Annotated in this window: 18 protein-coding genes; 13 read left to right on the top strand and 5 right to left on the bottom strand. The window is 35.1% G+C overall.

Going from position 1 to position 19,367, the window contains the following annotated elements; translation table 11 throughout:
• The first annotated feature begins 89 nt into the window (after positions 1–89).
• The 13 genes from hisD (at position 90) to FQU23_RS05515 (ending at position 14,268) form a co-directional block, all read left to right on the top strand.
• Complete coding sequence (gene hisD / locus FQU23_RS05575; RefSeq protein ID WP_147672994.1) at positions 90–1,382, top strand: histidinol dehydrogenase; 1,293 nt, start codon at positions 90–92, stop codon at positions 1,380–1,382.
• On the top strand, positions 1,372–2,421 hold the full coding sequence (gene hisC / locus FQU23_RS05570) for a histidinol-phosphate transaminase (protein ID WP_147672993.1): 1,050 nt from the start codon (positions 1,372–1,374) through the stop codon (positions 2,419–2,421). The genes hisD and hisC overlap by 11 nt, the downstream gene beginning before the upstream one ends.
• Positions 2,422–2,476: 55 nt before the next feature.
• Positions 2,477–3,613 (top strand): bifunctional histidinol-phosphatase/imidazoleglycerol-phosphate dehydratase HisB, encoded by a 1,137-nt coding sequence (hisB, locus tag FQU23_RS05565; RefSeq protein WP_147672992.1) that lies wholly within the window; start codon positions 2,477–2,479, stop codon positions 3,611–3,613.
• 99 nt (positions 3,614–3,712) lie between these two features.
• Entirely contained in the window at positions 3,713–4,294 is a 582-nt protein-coding gene (gene hisH, locus FQU23_RS05560; RefSeq protein WP_147672991.1) for an imidazole glycerol phosphate synthase subunit HisH, read from the top strand.
• A 69-nt stretch (positions 4,295–4,363) separates the two neighbouring features.
• On the top strand, positions 4,364–5,089 hold the full coding sequence (gene hisA, locus FQU23_RS05555; protein ID WP_147672990.1) for a 1-(5-phosphoribosyl)-5-[(5-phosphoribosylamino)methylideneamino]imidazole-4-carboxamide isomerase: 726 nt from the start codon (positions 4,364–4,366) through the stop codon (positions 5,087–5,089).
• Positions 5,090–5,306: 217 nt separating this feature from the next.
• The gene (hisF, locus tag FQU23_RS05550; protein WP_147672989.1) at positions 5,307–6,062 is read left to right on the top strand and encodes an imidazole glycerol phosphate synthase subunit HisF; all 756 of its coding nucleotides are present in this window, start codon (positions 5,307–5,309) and stop codon (positions 6,060–6,062) included.
• A 35-nt stretch (positions 6,063–6,097) separates the two neighbouring features.
• Positions 6,098–6,697: a bifunctional phosphoribosyl-AMP cyclohydrolase/phosphoribosyl-ATP diphosphatase HisIE gene (gene hisIE, locus FQU23_RS05545; protein WP_147672988.1), complete on the top strand. Its 600-nt coding sequence runs from the start codon at positions 6,098–6,100 to the stop codon at positions 6,695–6,697.
• A gap of 136 nt (positions 6,698–6,833) precedes the next feature.
• Entirely contained in the window at positions 6,834–7,970 is a 1,137-nt protein-coding gene (locus FQU23_RS05540) for an alpha/beta hydrolase (protein WP_147672987.1), read from the top strand.
• On the top strand, positions 7,971–9,401 hold the full coding sequence (locus FQU23_RS05535; RefSeq protein WP_147672986.1) for a leucyl aminopeptidase family protein: 1,431 nt from the start codon (positions 7,971–7,973) through the stop codon (positions 9,399–9,401).
• Positions 9,402–9,405: 4 nt separating this feature from the next.
• Positions 9,406–10,620, top strand: coding sequence for an acetyl-CoA carboxylase biotin carboxylase subunit family protein (locus FQU23_RS05530; protein ID WP_147672985.1), 1,215 nt, complete (start codon positions 9,406–9,408; stop codon positions 10,618–10,620).
• 149 nt (positions 10,621–10,769) lie between these two features.
• The gene (locus tag FQU23_RS05525) at positions 10,770–11,813 is read left to right on the top strand and encodes an alkaline phosphatase D family protein (protein WP_147672984.1); all 1,044 of its coding nucleotides are present in this window, start codon (positions 10,770–10,772) and stop codon (positions 11,811–11,813) included.
• A 60-nt stretch (positions 11,814–11,873) separates the two neighbouring features.
• Positions 11,874–13,520 (top strand): M1 family metallopeptidase, encoded by a 1,647-nt coding sequence (locus FQU23_RS05520; protein ID WP_147672983.1) that lies wholly within the window; start codon positions 11,874–11,876, stop codon positions 13,518–13,520.
• 58 nt (positions 13,521–13,578) lie between these two features.
• A complete protein-coding gene (locus FQU23_RS05515; RefSeq protein ID WP_147672982.1) occupies positions 13,579–14,268 on the top strand; it encodes a DUF4240 domain-containing protein in 690 nt (229 codons plus the stop codon).
• 5 nt (positions 14,269–14,273) lie between these two features.
• Here FQU23_RS05515 and FQU23_RS05510 read toward each other — a convergent pair whose 3' ends face one another.
• The 5 genes from FQU23_RS05510 to FQU23_RS05490 all read right to left on the bottom strand — a co-directional run bounded on the left by FQU23_RS05510 (position 14,274) and on the right by FQU23_RS05490 (position 19,326).
• Positions 14,274–15,464: a hypothetical protein gene (locus FQU23_RS05510; RefSeq protein WP_147672981.1), complete on the bottom strand. Its 1,191-nt coding sequence runs from the start codon at positions 15,462–15,464 to the stop codon at positions 14,274–14,276.
• Positions 15,465–15,479: 15 nt separating this feature from the next.
• Positions 15,480–16,310, bottom strand: a complete 831-nt coding sequence (locus FQU23_RS05505) for a type 1 glutamine amidotransferase (protein WP_147672980.1) — start codon at positions 16,308–16,310, stop codon at positions 15,480–15,482.
• Positions 16,311–16,357: 47 nt separating this feature from the next.
• Positions 16,358–17,464, bottom strand: coding sequence for a carboxylate-amine ligase (locus FQU23_RS05500; RefSeq protein ID WP_132109651.1), 1,107 nt, complete (start codon positions 17,462–17,464; stop codon positions 16,358–16,360).
• Positions 17,465–17,608: 144 nt separating this feature from the next.
• Positions 17,609–18,556 (bottom strand): RimK family alpha-L-glutamate ligase, encoded by a 948-nt coding sequence (locus FQU23_RS05495; RefSeq protein WP_147672979.1) that lies wholly within the window; start codon positions 18,554–18,556, stop codon positions 17,609–17,611.
• Positions 18,557–18,612: 56 nt separating this feature from the next.
• Positions 18,613–19,326, bottom strand: a complete 714-nt coding sequence (locus FQU23_RS05490) for an esterase family protein (protein ID WP_147672978.1) — start codon at positions 19,324–19,326, stop codon at positions 18,613–18,615.
• Between the last annotated feature and the right edge of the window lie 41 nt (positions 19,327–19,367).

Here is a 19,367-nt window from a genome sequence, read left to right as displayed (position 1 = left end):
GAATTATGAGTTTAATAAAAACGTCTAATTGATACTTTTGCGAACTTTGCGAATATCCTTTGTGAACTTTGCGGTTAAACTACAATAAAATGAACAAAATATACAACCCAATTCCCGAAAACTGGTTTGCGATACTCGAAAGACCAACTAAAACGGTTGACGATATCGAGCAAACCGTAAAAGAAATTTTTAAAGAGGTTCAGAAAAAAGGAGATGAAGCAATCTCAAAATATACTTCGTTATTTGATGGCGTGACGATCAGTAATCAAGAGGTGACTGAAACGGAAATAAAGGAGGCTGTCGCTGCAGTTTCGGATCAACTAAAAGCGGCAATACAATTGGCTAAAAGTAATATTGAAAAGTTTCACGCAGCACAAAAAACAAGTCGCGTTGAAGTCGAAACTATAGAAGGAGTTAATTGCTGGCAAGAAAAAAGACCAATTCAAAAGATAGGTTTATATATTCCAGGCGGAACGGCACCTTTGTTTTCTACCGTATTGATGCTTGCGGTACCAGCAAATATCGCGGGATGTAAAGAGATTGTTTTATGTTCCCCGCCAGATAAAACTGGAAAAATAAATCCAGCTATACTATATGCCGCTAATTTATGTGGAGTCACTAAAATTTTAAAAGTGGGCGGAATTCAAGCGATCGCTGCTATGACTTTTGGAACCAAAACGATTCCGAAAGTACATAAAATTTTTGGACCAGGAAATCAATTTGTAACTGTAGCCAAACAATTAGCAACCCAATATGGTGTAGCAATTGATATGCCTGCAGGGCCATCGGAATTATTGGTTGTTGCAGATGATAGCGCTGTTCCAGCATTTGTAGCCTCAGATCTATTGTCGCAAGCAGAGCACGGAACGGACAGCCAAGTAATTTTGGTGTCAACCTCAAAAAAATTAATCGAGGCCGTTGAAGAAGAAATCCAAATTCAATTAGACGCTTTACCAAGAAAAGAAATTGCCGAAAAAGCTATTGCCAATTCAAAGATGATTTTTGTCGAAAATGACCAAATCGCATTAGATTTAATCAATGAATATGGCCCAGAACACTTTATAGTTTGTACGTCATCTGATGATTTTTATATTGATGGAATCGAAAATGCAGGTTCTATTTTTATAGGGAATTATACACCGGAAAGTGCGGGAGATTATGCTTCTGGAACAAATCATACTTTACCAACGAATGGTTATGCTAAGAATTATAGTGGTGTAAACTTAGATAGTTTTACAAAATCGATGACTTTCCAGAAGATTTCTAAAGTTGGAATTCAAAATATTGGAAAAGCGATTGAAATTATGGCCGAAGCAGAAGGCTTGCAAGCACATAAAAATGCAGTGACATTACGATTAAAAGCGATTAAAGATGAAAAATAGTTTCGACATAAATAATTTAGTTCGTGAGAACGTTAAAACAATGAAACCGTATTCATCTGCTCGTGATGAATTCAAAGATTTTGATGTTGCTCAAATGATATTTTTGGATGCCAATGAAAATCCATATCAAAATGGAGTGAATCGTTATCCAGATCCGCAGCAAAGTAGTGTAAAAGCCGTTTTAGCTAAACAAAGAAATCTGAAAGTAGATCAAGTTCTTTTAGGTAACGGAAGTGATGAAGTATTGGATTTATTATTCAGAGCTTTTTGCGAACCCAAAACTGACAATGTAATCACTTTACCACCAACGTACGGAATGTATGGTGTTTTGGCGAATATTAATGCAGTTGAAAATAGAGAGATTTTATTATCTCAAGATTTCCAGCCCGAGATTGATGCTATTTTAGAAGCTGTCGACGCAAATACAAAAATGATCTTTTTATGTTCGCCGAATAACCCAACAGGAAATTCTTTTTCTGATGAAAGTGTGGTTACTTTACTTCAAAATTTTAAGGGATTGGTAGTAATTGATGAAGCTTATATCGACTTTTCAAAGAAGCAAAGTTGGTTAAATGAATTAGATGAATACCCTAATTTGATCATTACGCAAACCTTATCAAAAGCGTATGGTTTAGCGGGCATTCGTTTGGGGATTTGCTATGCATCTGCAGCCATTATTTCGGTTTTAAACAAAATAAAGCCACCTTATAATGTGAATGAATTAACACAACAAAGAGCATTAGAAAGATTAGCAGATAAAGAAAAAATACAATTAGAAATAGACTCAATTGTAATACAAAGAGATGATTTACTTAAAGTATTAAATGAAGTTAATTTTGTATCAAAAATTTATCCGACAGAAGCTAATTTTGTTTTAATAAAAGTAGATGATGCCAATAAAAGATATGTAGAATTGATAGCTAAAGGAATTGTGATTCGTAACAGAACAACCCAACCTTTATGTGAAAACACCTTGCGTTTGACTATTGGTACAGCGGAAGAAAATAAGAAGTTAATGGAAGCTTTGCAAAGCTGTTAATGATAACAACTCTTTCAGGGTTTTGAACCCTAAAAGAGTTTTAAAAAATATACAAATGAAAAAAGTACTTTTTATCGATCGTGATGGAACGATCGTTTTAGAACCAGAAGGATATCAATTAGATAGTTTAGATAAACTGGAATTTTATCCAAAAGCATTTCAATATTTAGCTAAAATTGCTAAAGAATTAGAATACGAATTGGTCATGGTGACTAATCAAGACGGATTAGGTACAGATAGTTTTCCAGAGGACACTTTTTGGCCTACTCAAAATTTCATTTTAAGAGCTTTCGAAAATGAAGGTGTTCTTTTTGATGATATTTTTGTAGATCGTTCTTTTCCGGAGGATAATGCGCCAACGCGCAAACCAAGAACAGGAATGTTAACAAAATACATCGATAATCCCGCTTACGATTTGGCAAATTCCTTTGTATTAGGAGATCGTTTAACAGATGTCGAATTGGCTAAAAACCTTGGTACAAAAGCCATTTTCATGAATGTTAGCGAAGGTGCTGGAGTTACAGAAATAGCTTCCAAGCGCGAAGAATTGGATGATGTTATCACTTTACAATCAATTGATTGGAAAGAAATATATGAGTTTTTGAAATTAGAAGCACGTTCAGCTACAATTTCGAGAAAAACGAATGAAACCGATATTTACATCAATCTGAACTTAGACGGAACAGGGAAAAGCATAATTGAAACTGGAATTGCTTTTTTTGACCATATGCTAGACCAAATTGCCCGTCATGGCCAAATGGATTTAGAAATCCTTGTAAAAGGTGATCTAGAAGTTGACGAACACCATACTATTGAAGATACCGCAATTGCTTTAGGTGAAGTTTTTGCGAAAGCATTAGGAAATAAATTAGGCATTGAGCGCTATGGTTTTTGTTTGCCAATGGATGATTGCTTAGCGCAAGTAGCTATTGACTTTGGGGGTAGAAACTGGCTGGTTTGGGAAACCGAATTCAAACGAGAAATGGTAGGGAAAATGCCAACAGAGATGTTTTTACATTTCTTTAAATCTTTCTCTGATGGAGCAAAAGCAAACATCAATATCAAAGCTGAAGGAGAAAACGAACATCATAAAATCGAAGCTATTTTTAAGGCTTTCGCCAAAGCGATAAAAGTTGCCGTAAAACGCGATACCGAGAAAATGATTTTGCCAAGTACGAAAGGGATGTTATAGAATCGTAATTTCCTGCAAGTTTTTTTTTAACGTTGTAGGCATTCAAAAATAAATAAACCTACAAGGTTTTGGAAACCTTGCAGGAGTAATAGGATAAAAATGAAAATAGTAATCATAAATTACGGAGCAGGAAATATTCAAAGCATTATGTTTGCCATTGAAAGATTAGGCTTCAAAGCGGTTTTAAGTAACAATCCAGACGAAATAAAAGCTGCGGATAAAGTGATTTTTCCAGGCGTGGGCGAAGCCAGTTCAGCGATGAAAATGCTTCTAGAAAGTGGTTTGGACAGTCTAATTCCAACTTTGACACAACCTGTTTTAGGAATTTGTTTGGGTATGCAGTTGATGTGCAACAAATCAGAAGAAGGAGATACCAAAGGTTTGGGGATATTTGATGTGGATGTGATTAAATTCACTCCAAAGGTAAAAGTACCACAAATGGGTTGGAATCAAATTTATAACTTGAAATCGCCTTTATTCGATGAAATCGCTGAAAACGAATACATGTATTTAGTACATAGTTTTTATGCCCCAGATTGTGCGGAATCCATTGCAACCACAAATTATGAAGTTGAATACGCATCAGCTTTGCAAAAAGATAATTTTTACGGAACCCAGTTTCACCCTGAAAAAAGCGGCGATGTGGGAGAAAAAATTCTAGGAAATTTTCTAAAATTATAAATAATCTAATGGCAAAAGTCAATTTCAATCTTAACTAAAAAAAAGCGTTAATCTACAATCAAAAATCAAATGAGAATAATACCAGCAATAGACATCATCGACGGAAAATGTGTTCGCTTGTCAAAAGGAGATTACAACACCAAGATAATTTATAATGAAAATCCATTAGAAGTAGCCAAAGAATTTGAAGCTCACGGCATTGAATACTTGCATTTGGTAGATTTAGATGGCGCAAAATCAAGTCAGATTGTCAACTATAAAATATTGGAGCAAATCGCTTCTAAAACAAAGCTAAAAATTGATTTTGGTGGTGGTTTAAAATCGGATGCCGACTTAAAAATTGCTTTCGAAAGCGGCGCTAACCAAATTACCGGTGGAAGTATTGCGGTTAAAAACAGAGTTTTATTCGAAAAATGGATTCAAGAATACGGCGCGGATAAAATTATTCTTGGAGCAGACGCTAATAATGAAAAAGTAGCGGTATCAGGTTGGTTAGAAGAATCTGATGAAGACTTAATTCCCTTTATACAAGGATATCAAGCTAAAGGGATTCAACATGTTATTTGTACAGATATAGCCAAAGATGGAATGCTTGAAGGACCGAGTTTTGAATTATATTCTAAAATTCTGGCGGAAGTCAACGGAATAAAGTTAATCGCTTCGGGGGGAATTTCTACCTTTGATGAATTACCAAGATTAGCCGAATTAGGTTGCGAAGGAACCATTATAGGAAAAGCCATTTACGAAGGACGAATTAGTTTGAAACAACTAGAAAACTATGTATTAAATAAATAAGGTTATTTTGCAAAGTAACACAAAGCAAACATGAAGATTCACTAAAGTTTTTGTGAATCTCTGTGATTTCTTTGAGAACCTCTTTGTAACAAGAATTAAATGAATTTATAAAGCGATAGAACATTCCGCAAAGAGACACAAAGTAAACACAAAGATTTGCTAAGAATTTTTTGTATCTCTATTTAACTTTGCGAATCTCTGTGTAACAATAAAAACCATGTTAACAAAAAGAATCATCCCCTGTCTCGATATAAAGGACGGTAGAACGGTAAAAGGTATTAATTTTGTAGATTTACGTGATGCCGGTGATCCGGTGGAATTAGCTAAAATCTATTCGGATGAAGGAGCTGATGAATTGGTGTTTTTGGATATTTCTGCAACCGAAGAAAGAAGAAAAACTTTAGTTGATTTAGTGCGAAAAGTAGCATCAACTATAAATATTCCGTTTACGGTAGGTGGCGGAATTTCATCTGTAGAAGATGTAGAGATTTTGCTTCAAAATGGTGCAGATAAGGTTTCTATCAATTCCTCGGCAGTAAAAAACCCGCAATTGATTAATGATTTGGCTCAAAAATTTGGAAGTCAATGTGTAGTTGTTGCAATCGATGCCAAACAGATTGACGAACAATGGATAGTGCATTTAGTTGGTGGAAAAGTACCAACGGAATTAAACCTATTTGATTGGGCAAAAGAAGTGGAAGAAAGAGGAGCAGGGGAAATCCTGTTTACATCCATGGATAATGATGGTACAAAAAATGGTTTTGCAAATGAAGCGTTGGCCAAGCTTTCAAGTATAGTCAATATCCCGATAATTGCTTCGGGAGGTGCTGGGAACATTCAGCATTTTGTAGATACTTTTAAAGATGGAAAAGCGGATGCAGCATTAGCGGCTAGCGTATTTCATTTTAAAGAAATCGAAATAAAAGAATTGAAAATAGAACTTAAAAACAGCAATATCGAAGTTAGGCTATAAAATCCTAAATCGAAAATCTTAAATCCTAAATTAAAATGAACATAGATTTTTCAAAAAACACGGATGGATTAATTCCGGCCATAATTCAAGATAGCGAAACCAATGCTGTTTTGATGTTAGGCTACATGAATGCAGAAGCCTATCAAAAAACAATAGATACTAAAAAAGTAACTTTCTATAGCCGTACCAAACAAAGACTTTGGACAAAAGGTGAGGAAAGCGGTAACTTTTTGAATCTGATTGACATCAAAAATGACTGTGACAAGGACACCTTGTTAATTCAAGTCAAACCAGAAGGACCAACATGTCACAAAGGAACTGATACTTGCTGGGCAACAGAGAATAAATCGGATTACGGTTTTATTTCTGATCTAGAAGAAACGATTCAAGTACGAAGAGAGAACGCAGATTCTGAAAAGAGTTATGTGGCTTCTTTGTTCAAATTGGGAATCAATAAAATTGCACAGAAAGTGGGTGAAGAAGCAATCGAAGTGGTCATCGAGGCAAAAGATGATAACGATGACTTGTTTTTAAGTGAAAGTGCAGACTTGCTTTTTCATTATCTCATTTTGCTTCAAGCGAAAGGATTCAAAATCAACGATGTAATTGACGTTTTAAAAAGCCGCCAGAAATAGAGCTTTTTTTCTTGTTAAATTAAACTTTGCAAACCCAATAGTATTTTCATTTACTATTGGGTTTTCTTTTTTCTTTTATTTCAGGTCCCAATCCACTATATTTACTTTTATTATACAAAATACCACTATACGCGTTATGAATTTTGACAATACAACTAGTACATTAGAACCAAAGCAAACCATCATAAAAACAGGACTTCACATAATATTAACCACAGACGAAGACGATTTACGTCCAGTATATCTCGCAGGAAATTTTAACAACTGGAGTACCCAAGACAAGGAGTTTGTAATGGAGAGAATTGGAACTGGCGTATATCATTTCAAATTTACACATGATTTCGACTACCCAGAAACACTTTTGTACAAGTTTACAAAAGGTGATTGGAGTGAAGTGGAAATTGACAGCGAAGGAAATCGTACTGAAAACAGATCTACGACGCAGCACACAGGAGTACAAAAGGAACACGTAGGAAGATGGCGAAAAAACTGGCTGCCTTTTAAGCAAAACTATTTGCCACAGGTTCTTCTTATCTCTGATGAATTTGAGATTCCGCAGCTGAATCGAACTAGAAAAATATGGGCGTTACTTCCGCATGACTATGATACCTCGGACGAAAGTTATCCGGTAATGTATTTGCAGGATGCACAGAATTTATTCAATGAGAATGCTGAATTTGGCAATTGGGAAATAGACAAAAAACTGGCAGTAATGTCAGAATATAAAATTGGCAAAATTATTATAATTGCTATTGAACATGCGGACGAAGATAGAATTCAAGAATACAATGTTGGCAGAACAATATTAGGAAAAGGACAGGGGAAAAAATACATTCGTTTTGTGACCAAGACCTTGAAACCCTTTGTAGATAATAATTTCCGCACTAAAAAAGACCGTGCTAATACCGGAATTGGAGGGAGTTCGATGGGCGGACTTATTAGTATTTTTAGCGGTTTGCGATATCCAAAAGTATTTGGTAAATTGATGATCTTTTCGCCTTCACTTTGGGTAAAACCCGAAATGAAAATAAAAATGGACGAAGAGCAAACAGAGGACACTAAAATATATTTGTATGCCGGTGGCGATGAAAGTGATACCATGATTGAACATGTAAAAAACTTCAAAGAAAGAGCGATTGCAAGTGAGTTTGTAAAAGATAAAATGAAAATTAATTTAAGCATCAATAAAGAAGGAAAACACAACGAGACTTATTGGAGTGATGAATTTCCAAAAGCAATAGAGTGGCTTTTTTTTAACACCAAAGACAATTAAATGAAAACTAAACAAATAGATAAATTAGATAATTTTTCAGGAACGGTATTGATTCCTGTTTTTGAAACCGCTGCTAAAAGTATTAATTCCATTAAGTTTGAAGATTTAGAAATTTCGTCGAAAGTGTTTTACGGTAAGAAAGACACTCATTATTTAGTGGAGAAAAATGGTAATACCTATCTATTTGTCGGACTTGGGAAAACCATTGAATATAAAGCATTAAAAACAATTGCTAGGAGAATTTCGTTTAAGGAAAAAGAAGTTTTCGGAGAAAGTGTCGCTATATTTATACCAGAAGAATTCAATAATGAGCAAGTGGAAGCCACGGTTTCGGGATTGTTGTTAGGTACCTATAATTTAGGTCATTATAAAAATCAGAACGAGCATCCATTTTTAGACGCTAATTTTGAATTGGAAATTCTGTCCACTAAAGATTATACTACAGTAGTTGATAGAGCAATTAAAATAGCTAGTGCCCAACTTCAAACTTTAGCATTAGTTGATTTACCACCAAACAAGGTCACACCGAAATATTTGGCCAACTGGGCTCAAGATAAAGGAGAGAAATACGGTTTTGAGGTAAATGTTCTTGGTCTAGAAGCTTGTGAAATAGAAGGACTTGGAGCTTTTTTGGCTGTAGCCAAAGGGAGTCAAAACGAACCACAATTCATTATAATGAATTATACTCCAGCTGCGACTATTCCTAACTTGAAACATGTAGGTTTAGTGGGAAAAGGAATCACTTTTGATACTGGAGGACTTAACATAAAAACGACTGGAATGCTGCATATGAAGTGCGATATGGCCGGCGGTGCTGCGGTTTTTGGTGCGATGCAACTTATTGCAGATTTACAATTAGCCGTAAAAGTTACTGCGATTGTTCCTTGTGCCGAAAACGCTGTTGACGCTAAAGCATTTTTACCTAGTGATGTGATTCATAGCTACAACGGAACCTCAATCGAAATTATTGATACTGATGCTGAAGGTCGTTTGATCTTAGCTGATGGAATTTCTTATTTAATAAAAAATTACAATCCAGAATATATTGTAGATATCGCTACACTTACTGGAAGCAGTGTTGGAACTTTAGGTTACGAATGTGGCGCTTTGTTTACCAATAATGAATCTATTTCTAAAAAACTGCAGGAAGCGGGAGATTCAGTGGGAGAACGACTTTGGCAATTGCCACTTTGGGATGTTTATAAACAAGATATAGAAAGCGATATTGCCGATGTTAAAAATTATAGTGGAAAACCGGTGGCCGGCGCCATTAGCGCAGCTAAGTTTTTAGAATATTTTACGCAAGAGCACGCTGCATGGGCACATTTAGACGTTGCTGGTGTTGCATTTGGCGACGATGAATTTGCAAAAAGCAAACATGCTACTGGGTACGGAGTACATTTATTAACCAAGTTCATTGAAAATTTATAAACTTATGCAAAATCCTAAAACATTTATTTGTATTTCAAATTATTTCAAGGGAGCCGATTTTTTAATTCATTTAAAAAGTTTGGGCAACAAAGTCTATCTTATCACTAGTGAAAAACTGAGAGATAAACCATGGCCGCATGATGCTATTGATGAAATATTCTACATGGCTGGTCAGGATACTGACTGGAATTTAGAGCATTTATTATTGGGCGTAGGTAATTTAATGAAGTCCAATAAAATTGATGCTATTGTTGCATTAGACGATTACGATGTAGAAAAAGCAACCTATCTAAGAGAGAATCTGAGAATTGACGGTATGGGACAAACTACAGGTCGTTACTTTAGAGATAAACTGGCGATGCGCATGAGGGCAAAGAGTTGTGGTATTTCGATTCCTGATTTTTGTTCCTTGTTTAATGATCATGATATCAATGCTTTTGCTGACAATGTATCTCCACCCTGGGTTTTAAAACCTCGCTCAGAAGCCTCAGCATCTGGTATTATAAAAGTGCATGATAAAGAAGCTTTATGGATTCATATTAACGAAATGGGGAATAACCGTTTCAAATATTTACTAGAAGAATTTATACCTGGAGCGGTTTACCATTGTGATAGTTTGATATTAGATCGAAAAGTCATTTTTAGTTTGTCTTCAAAATATTTAGCTACGCCAATGGAAATATCGCATGCGGGCGGAGTTTTTCGTAGCTCGAATATTCCATATAATTCTGAAGATGATAAGGCGATAAAAAAAGTAAATGAACAAGTTATGAAAGGCTTCGGATTAAAATTTGGTGCCGCACATACAGAATTTATAAAAAGCGATGAAGATGGAGAAATTTACTTTTTAGAAACATCATCACGTGTAGGCGGAGCCCATATAGCTGAAATGGTTGAAGCTGCTTCCAATATTAATCTTTGGAAAGAATGGGCAGCCATTGAAGATGCATTGGTAAGAGAAAAGAAATATACTTTACCTAAAGTAAAAAAAGGATATGCAGGAATTGTACTTACTTTGTCAAAATATGAAAATCCTGATTTATCATCCTTTTCTGATCCCGAGGTCTGCTTTAGAATCCCTTTGGAGTACCATGCAGGATTAGTAGTGAAGTCAGATAAAAATGATAGGATTTTAGAGTTATTAAATGATTATGTCGACCGCTTAGTTGCCGATTATGCCGTTGTAGTACCGCAGGAAAAGGTATCTAAGTTGCATTAGTTTTTTCTTTTAAAGTTTACAAATAAGCGACCATTTTTAATTGATGAGTCGCTTTTTTAATAAACTTAATTTAACTCTAAATCGCATTGTTATTATTACCTTCGAAGAAATTTTTAAAAAATTAAAATTAGATTTTATTATTTCTTCAGATGAAAAAAATGGTTCTTCTTTTATGTATTTTATCCTTTATAAGTTGTAAAACACCGCATGCACAGGATTCGATTGTAGTTCAAAAGTCTGCTCAAGATTCACTTTTCACAATAGCTTTTGGTTCCTGCGACAACCAAAAGATTAAAAATGAACTTTGGCCAGACATAGATAGTAATCATCCTGCTGTTTGGATTTGGGGCGGAGATAATGTTTATTCGGATACTGAGGACATGCAATTTCTTGAAAATAATTATAAAATTCAAAAGCAAGATTCAGCGTATCTTTCGTTTATTAAAAATAAAATCATTTTAGGAACTTGGGATGATCATGACTTCGGGGCAAATGATGGGGGAGTTGAATATCCATTTAAAAGAGAAAGTCAACAATTATTACTCGACTTCTTAGGTACTTCAAAGAATGCTACTGAACGAAATAGAGACGGAGTTTATACCGCAAAAACGATTCTTGTAAATAAAAACCGCGTAAAAATTATTGTATTAGATACCCGATTTTTTAGAACTAAACTAACGAAAGCATCTGGGAATAAACGTTTTCAACCTAATAAATACGGTGAAGGAACGCTTTTAGGTGTTACGCAATGGCAATGGCTAGAAAACGAACTCAAATCATCGAATGCCCAGTTTAACGTGATTGTAAGTAGTATTCAATTTTTGTCTAATAAGCATGGTTTTGAAGCTTGGGCAAATTTTCCTCATGAAGTGGAGAAGTTAGAAAAAATGATAGTTTCCTCAAAAGCACGTGGTGCTTTTATAATATCAGGTGATCGCCATATTGCGACTTTTTCATCAAAAAGTGTTAGTGGTTTAAATTATCCTTTAATTGATTTTACTTCAAGCGGATTAACGCATACTTATACCACTTATTCAGGAGAGGAAAACCCATATGTAAAAGGTGAAGTAGTAAACGACATTAATTTTGGTCTACTAAAGTTTGATTTCGAAAATAATAAAGTAATTATGCAAATACGAGGAAAAGAAAACAAATTACTCCAAGAATTTATTCAAAATTATCCCCGAAAATAACATTTAGAGAATTAAATTTACAGATTATAAAAGTTTAAATTTATTTATAACGAATACAATATGAAAAAGCAGATAGGCATTATATTATTATCATTTTTAGCATTTAGTGAAGCAAAGGCACAACATCATTTAGAACAAAAATTTACCAGACAAGATAGCTTAAGAGGAAGTATTACCAAAGAAAGAGCTTGGTGGGACGTTAAACACTACCATTTAGATATTAAAGTAAATCCTAAGGATAGTACTATAACTGGTTCAAACACTATTAAATACAAGGTTGTAGAAGAATACAACCGCATGCAAATTGATCTTCAAAATCCTTTAACAATAAATAAAGTGATTCAGGACGGTGTCGAATTAAAGTACAACAGGGAAGGTAATGCCTATTTCATTGACTTGGTTGCTCGACAAAAAGAGGGTAGCATAAAAGAGCTTACAGTTTTTTACGGCGGAAAACCAAAAGTGGCTAACAACCCACCATGGGACGGTGGTATAACTTGGAAAAAAGACAGTAACGGTAACCCATTTATAGCGTCAACTTGTCAAGGATTGGGAGCTAGTGTTTGGTGGCCAAACAAAGATCATATGTACGATGAAGTTGATAATATGCTAATTAGCGTGAATGTTCCTGGAAATTTGACGAATGTGTCTAATGGACGTCTGCAAAGTGTTAAAAAACTAAAAGACGGAACAAAAACCTTTAATTGGTACGTTTCGAATCCGATCAATAATTACGGAGTAAATATAAATGTAGGCGATTACGTTTCCTTTTCAGAAAAATACAAAGGAGAAAAGGGCAATTTAGACCTAAGTTATTATGTTTTAAAAGATAATTTGGCTAAAGCCAAAAAACAATTTAAAGATGCACCTAGAATGCTTGAGGCTTTTGAACACTGGTTTGGGCCGTATCCTTTTTATGAAGACAGTTTTAAACTGGTAGAAGCGCCATATTTAGGAATGGAACATCAGAGCTCGGTTACTTATGGTAACGGTTTTGAAAATGGTTATAGAGGTACGGATTTAAGTGGAACAGGTTGGGGGCTAAAATTTGATTTCATCATCATTCATGAAGCTGGACACGAATGGTTTGCCAATAACATTACAAATAAGGATATCGCAGACATGTGGATTCATGAGAGTTTTACCAACTATTCTGAAAGTATCTTTGTGGAATATTTTTATGGAAAACAAGCCGGTTTTGAATACGTAAGAGGACTTCGAAAAAAGATTCAAAACGACATGCCAATTATAGGAACCTATGATGTGAACAGTGAAGGTTCAAGTGATATGTACTACAAAGGCGCTAATATGCTACATACTTTACGCCAAATTGTAGATAGCGATGAAAAATGGAGATCGATATTAAGAGGATTGAACAGTACTTTTTATCATCAAACGGTAACTACAAAACAAATTGAGGGTTACCTTAGTGACCATGCTGGGCTGGACTTACAATCTTTCTTTGATCAATATTTAAGAGACACTAGAATACCTACATTAGAGTATTTCTTCAAAGACAATAAAATGGGCTTCCGCTGGACTAACTGTGTTGCAGACTTCAATATGCCGGTAAAAATTTTCATTAATGGAAAAGAACAATGGCTTAAACCAACAACAGCATGGACCAATAACACTATTTCTGTTGAGAATCCGAAACTTAAAATTGATCCAAATTTTTATGTAGCAGAATTTAATATTACAGAATAATTTTAATTAATTTTACCAAGGTTTATTAAAAACAGCATTGCCAAATTCCATTTGCTTTATGAAAAATTCAATTACGCTACTATCTCTATTCTTCAGTATTGTTGTTTTTAGTCAAAACAGCACAAAAAATCAAGGAATAGAGATGGATAGTATTGAAAATCAAGCAAGTAATTTTCGAATTAATCTTGATTCGATAGGACTTGTAAAATCAAGTGAAATGCTAGCTGAGGAAGCGTATTGGGCACTTATAGATAATTCAATTAAGGAAACGACAAACCAAGAAGATCAAGAAATTTTTCTAGTTGCGGCAATTGAGAAATTGACGCCACAGGAAATGATAGGCTTCCGTTTGCGAACAGACAAACTCCTTTTTGACAGTTATAATCCTGAATTATGGTGTGCGGCTTATATAGTTAGTGGCGGATGCACTGACGGCGGTTTTGAATATTTTAGATGTTGGTTGATTTCTCAGGGTAAAGAAGTGTTTTACAAAGTAAAATCTAAACCAGACGCTTTAATTGATCAAGTGGTTGAAGACAAAGAATCTTATGAATTTGAAGGGTTTTGGTATGTGGCGATGAATGCATTTAAAAACACAACAGGCCAGGATCTGTATGCCTATATTGATTATGATACTTTTGTGACCAATGACGAAAACTATCCATTACTAAATTTCAATTGGAATCCAGATGAACCAGAAACCATGGGGAAAATTTGTCCAGTTTTATTCGAAAAACTTTGGAAGTAAAGGTATTACCTCTCAAATAAACCAATTGTTCCACCAACCCAGTCTTTGTCTTTATTGAATTTTACACCTATCATTTCGCCCCGGCTTAAACGAACCAGGTTGCATAATAGTGTAGGAGCGACATCGTCTTTTTTCCAAGTGCAAAGTACACGAACTTCGGCTTTTACTTTGCCATCAGGAGATTGTACGATGGGAATATAGTTTACTTTCTTCTGAAGAATATAGAGTTCTTTTTCTTCAACTGCTTCGATATCTTCTTTTTTCACATGGAAAATAACGCCTGTACCAGAAAAAGAAAATAAGGGTTTTAATACATAATTCTCTAAATCCTTAGGGATTTCAGTCAAGTCGCTTAGCAATGTCGTTTCAATAAAATATTTCCCTTTTAAGAAAGGCAGAATGAATTTACTGATTCTAAAAAACCAATTGGGATGTCCAGCCCATTCTACATCAAGATCATCGGAGAAGCTAAAGTCTAATTTTAAATCAGTGCGTAAATCTAATTCATCAAAAATTACCCTGTTGTAAATGCGCTTGACAAGTATATCCTCGCCATTTTCATTTTTATAAAATAGTTGCTTGCCTTTTTTAATTAGTTCCGTTACGCACACAATCGGTATTCCAATATCTCTTTGACAATAATAAAAGTCAATTTTAGTATTTTGCTTTTCGGGCTCTATTTCGAGTAAAATAACATTTTCCTTAGGATGATTGTTGCAGATTACTTCTTCCACAATTTTGAGATATTCTTCTTCGTTGAGCCCATTAAAGTAAGGAGTCAATTCGTTGAGAAAAGGATATTGACACACATACTTATTATACAAATTTGCCTGATAATTGTATAAGGTAGGAAATCCCTGGACTTCAATCAACTTCGGGATTACAACACTGTCTTCTTCACAAATTCCAAAATCAATCGCTAAAAAAGTGGTGTGATCGTCTTCATTAGGTACTTTTGTATTTAAATCTAATGATTTATTTGTCAAGGACTTGAAGTCTTTGTTCTGAATTAAAGCTATAATAGCATCACAGCCTTCTACTAATTGTTCTTTTAGCTCGTTAGAAATAAAAAAAGGAGTTTCCGCTATTCGAAAAGTAGGTTCATAATCAAAATCGGCTGCAATATCATCTTTTAATAGCTGGTATTTTTCTTCCGTAAATTGCTCATTGAATTGTTTTCGAAATTTTGAAATCATAACGACTAGGAGGAATTAATTAGACATCGTCTTTTTTGTTTTTAATAAATCGTTTATAGCCGTACGAAGAAAATTCGGAATCAAGGTTTCGTTCGTTCTGTAGATCTTGTCGTCATCCATCAAATCTTCTAGCATATTTCTAAACTTTCTTTTTCCTTTCATCTCTTTTATTTTTTCCTTGGCCTCCTTATTTCTAAGGTGAGAAACGAAGCTAATTGCATCTGCTTCAGGATGAAATTGAGTACCTACAAAATAATCTGTGAATCTCACCGCCATAATTGCACGCTCGTATTGTACATGATCTCTTATTTTTTCGAGGGAAATTATTTTGGCCCCCTTTTTCGAAAAAACTTTGAGATTAGGCTGTACCACTTGGTAATCTCTAGAATCAATAGCATAGAATGGATCGCTTAAGCCTTCGAATAAAGGATCTGTTTGACCTTCTTTGGTTTTATGTATCGTCATTACTCCAAAGGAAGTATCATTCCTTTTTGTTATCTCTGCTAAGCCAAAGTGCTTGCAAGCCATTTGAAAGGAATGACAAATAAACAATACATGTTTTTTTACCGGATTTTCTAAGTTCCATTTGGTTAAGGTGTCAATAAATGCGTAGTATTTTGTATCCCAAGTACCATCCCCAATTAATGGATTTCCTGGACCGCCAGTTGAGATATAAATATCGTACTGCTCGATTTTCGGTAATTCACATTTTCCTCTTACATCATATATTTTGAAGCTAACAAAAGGGCTAAATCTGTTTATGATGTCAATTATACAGCGCATTCCCTGATTAGGTTCACCGTTGTACATGTCTAAAAGAGCGATTGTAATTTTTTTCTTGTCCATGTTGGTAATCGTTAATAAAAAGTAGGTTACAAATGTAATCTAATAATTTATAAGCCTTTAGTGAATTCATCGGTAATAAAATCGACCACTTTTATAATGTCATTTGTTTTTTCGAAGACTGCTAATTGTTTCGCTGCACCAGTTCCGTTTTTCAATATCTGATGCACATAATTAATCTGTTCACGGCTGCCTAATTCGTCTATAACATCATCGACAAAGTCCAACAATTCGAGAATTAATACCCTTGTTTCCACTTCCTTTTGAAGTCCGAAATCAATCATATGCCCCTCGATTCCATAACGCGAGGCACGGAATTTATTTTCTTTTATCAGCGCTAATCTGTAGATATTGAAACTCATATTCTGCAAGTTGAGCTTATATAATTTTGCCACAACAGCTTGGATAACAGCAACGATACACATGGTCTCTTCAACTGTTAGACTCATATCACAAATTCGGAATTCAATGGTGTCATAAAAAGGATGCAAACGCAAATCCCACCAAATTTTCTTTGGATTATCAATACAATTGGTTTTTACCAAGGTCTCTAGGAAATTATCGTAAGAAGCCACAGAATCAAAATATTCAGGCAAACCGGTTCTTGGAAATTTATCAAATACTTTTGTTCTGAAGGATTTGTAGCCCGTATGACGGCCTTCCCAAAAAGGAGAATTGGTAGAAAGAGCAAAAATATGCGGTAAAAAATAGCAAGCTTGATTCATTAATTTCAATCCTATTTCGCGATTTTCAATCCCCACATGGCAATGCATCCCAAATATTAAGTTAGAGCGCGCAGCATCTTGTAATTCGTTTACAATGGTATGATACCTCGGATCGTCAGTAATAGGTTGATTTTGCCATTTCGAAAAAGGGTGCGTTCCAGCGGCACCCACAATTAATCCCTGTTTATCGGCTAATTCTACAATTTTGCTTCTCAGGAATTTAATTTCTTTTTCGGCTTCGTTGACATTTGTACAAATGTTAGTACCTACCTCGACAACCGACTGATGCATTTCGGCCTTAACTTGCTCGTTGAGGATAATCTTTGCACCATCCACAATTTTTGACAAATGGGAGCGTAGGTCTCTGGTTTCGGGATCTATAATTTGATATTCTTCTTCAACACCAAGTGTGAAAGCAGGTAATTTTTTCATTTCTAAAGTTTTTTCAGAAGCTGTTCCTGATTGCGGACAAGCAGGATTAGCTATTTGATACAATCCATCTCGTAAAAAAAATGATGGAATTTCTTCCCGATATTTGGGGACTATCTAGGCTAGGATTTTGGCTGTCTGATAATTTTAATTTCCTGCAACCGCCTCTTTCATAAAAGTTCCCCAGGTAAGATTCATTTTTCCTGGTTTTTGCTTTTTGGCCGCAGCAATTGCCATTTTAGCCGATTCTTCTACAACCCATTCAAAGTTTTCTGCGCCTACAGAAGTTAACTCAGCATCGGGTGCTGGATTACCAAAATCAATGGCATAAGGAATACCATCACGGACCGCAAACTCGACGGTGTTAAAATCATAACCCAATCCTTTGCAAAGTCGCAAAGTATAATCTTTTATACTTGCTAATAATTTTTTATCCACGGGCGGACCGTCAATTACGTAACGAAGGTGATGCGGGTTGCGTGGTTCATACTGCATGATTCTAACCGCTTTACAACCTAAGCAATACACTCTAAAATATTCGGTAAAAACTATTTCCTCTTGAAGCATCATCACTAACTGATTCGTTTCTTGATGTTTCTCCCAGAATTCTTCTTTGTTTTCCAATCTATAAACATTTTTCCATCCGCCGCCAGCATAAGGTTTCATGTAAGCGGGAAATTTTATATAATCGAATATTCCTTCCCAGTCCATCGGGAATTTTAGGTTTCTGAATGATTTTCCAGTGGTATCTGCCGGATGTTCTGCAGACGGCAATAAAACCGTATTGGGTAATGGTACTCCAAGAGTATCAGCTAATGAATTATTAAAAAACTTATCATCTGCACTCCACCAGAATGGATTGTTGATGACATTTGTGCCTGTTATGGCTGCATTCTTTAAATAGGCGCGATAAAAGGGAACATCTTGAGATATTCGGTCGATGATGACAGCATATTCTCCGTCTTTATTTTGAACTACTTTGTCGATGGAAACCGCTTCAGCAATAATTCCTTTTTCGTTTTTCGAATTAACACGGTCAATAAATGCTTGCGGATAGGTATCTTCCATCCCAAATAAAATTCCAATTTTCTTCATTTTTTATCTCGTTTACCTTATTAATTTAGATATATTTTTTGTGTTTAGTTAGAACTTTAGAAAAACTTGATTCGGGATAGGTAATGAGCAAACATTTCCTGCCATAAAGGCCAATCATGGGTTCGTTCTTGGCGTATATCAAGCCAGTGATGTACATTCTTGTCGCTCAATACTTTGCTTAATTTTAGATTGGCATCAAAGCAAATATCCCAATTTGAGGTTCCTAGAACAATATCCATCTGCCATAATTGGCGATCTTCTAATCCATATAAATAATCCTCAGGACTATTAAAAAACACATCGTCATTATGAAAACCATCTAGAAAGCTTTTTATGTTAAAAGCACCACTCATAGAAAACAAATGACTCACATAACCAGGATGTCTGAAGGCAAAATTAGCTGCGTGATAGCCACCAAAGCTACAGCCAGCAACGGCAACTTTCGCCGTAGGAGTATTATTTTTTACTTTCTCTACAATTTCGTGACAAATCATTTTGTCGTAGCGGACATGATTTTCGATGCGATGTACAGGATGAATATTCTTGTTATAAAAGCTATCTCTATCAATGCTATCTGGACAATAAATTTGAATTAAACCTTGCTCCACATACCATCTAGCCGATTCTATCAGACCCATATCTTTATTTTCATGGAAACTTCCCATCGAAGTAGGAAACAGTATTACCGGATATCCGGAATGTCCAAAAACTAACATCTCGATCTCCTTATCTAGGTTAGGAGAATACCACTTAAAATATTCTTCTTTCATACATTTTACTTTTAACAATAATAACGAAAATATTTGTGTAA

This window comes from Flavobacterium sp. XN-5 (genome assembly GCF_008033395.2).
GTDB classification, from domain to species: Bacteria; Bacteroidota; Bacteroidia; order Flavobacteriales; family Flavobacteriaceae; genus Flavobacterium; species Flavobacterium hiemivividum.
This window is presented reverse-complemented; position numbering and strand designations above follow the sequence as displayed.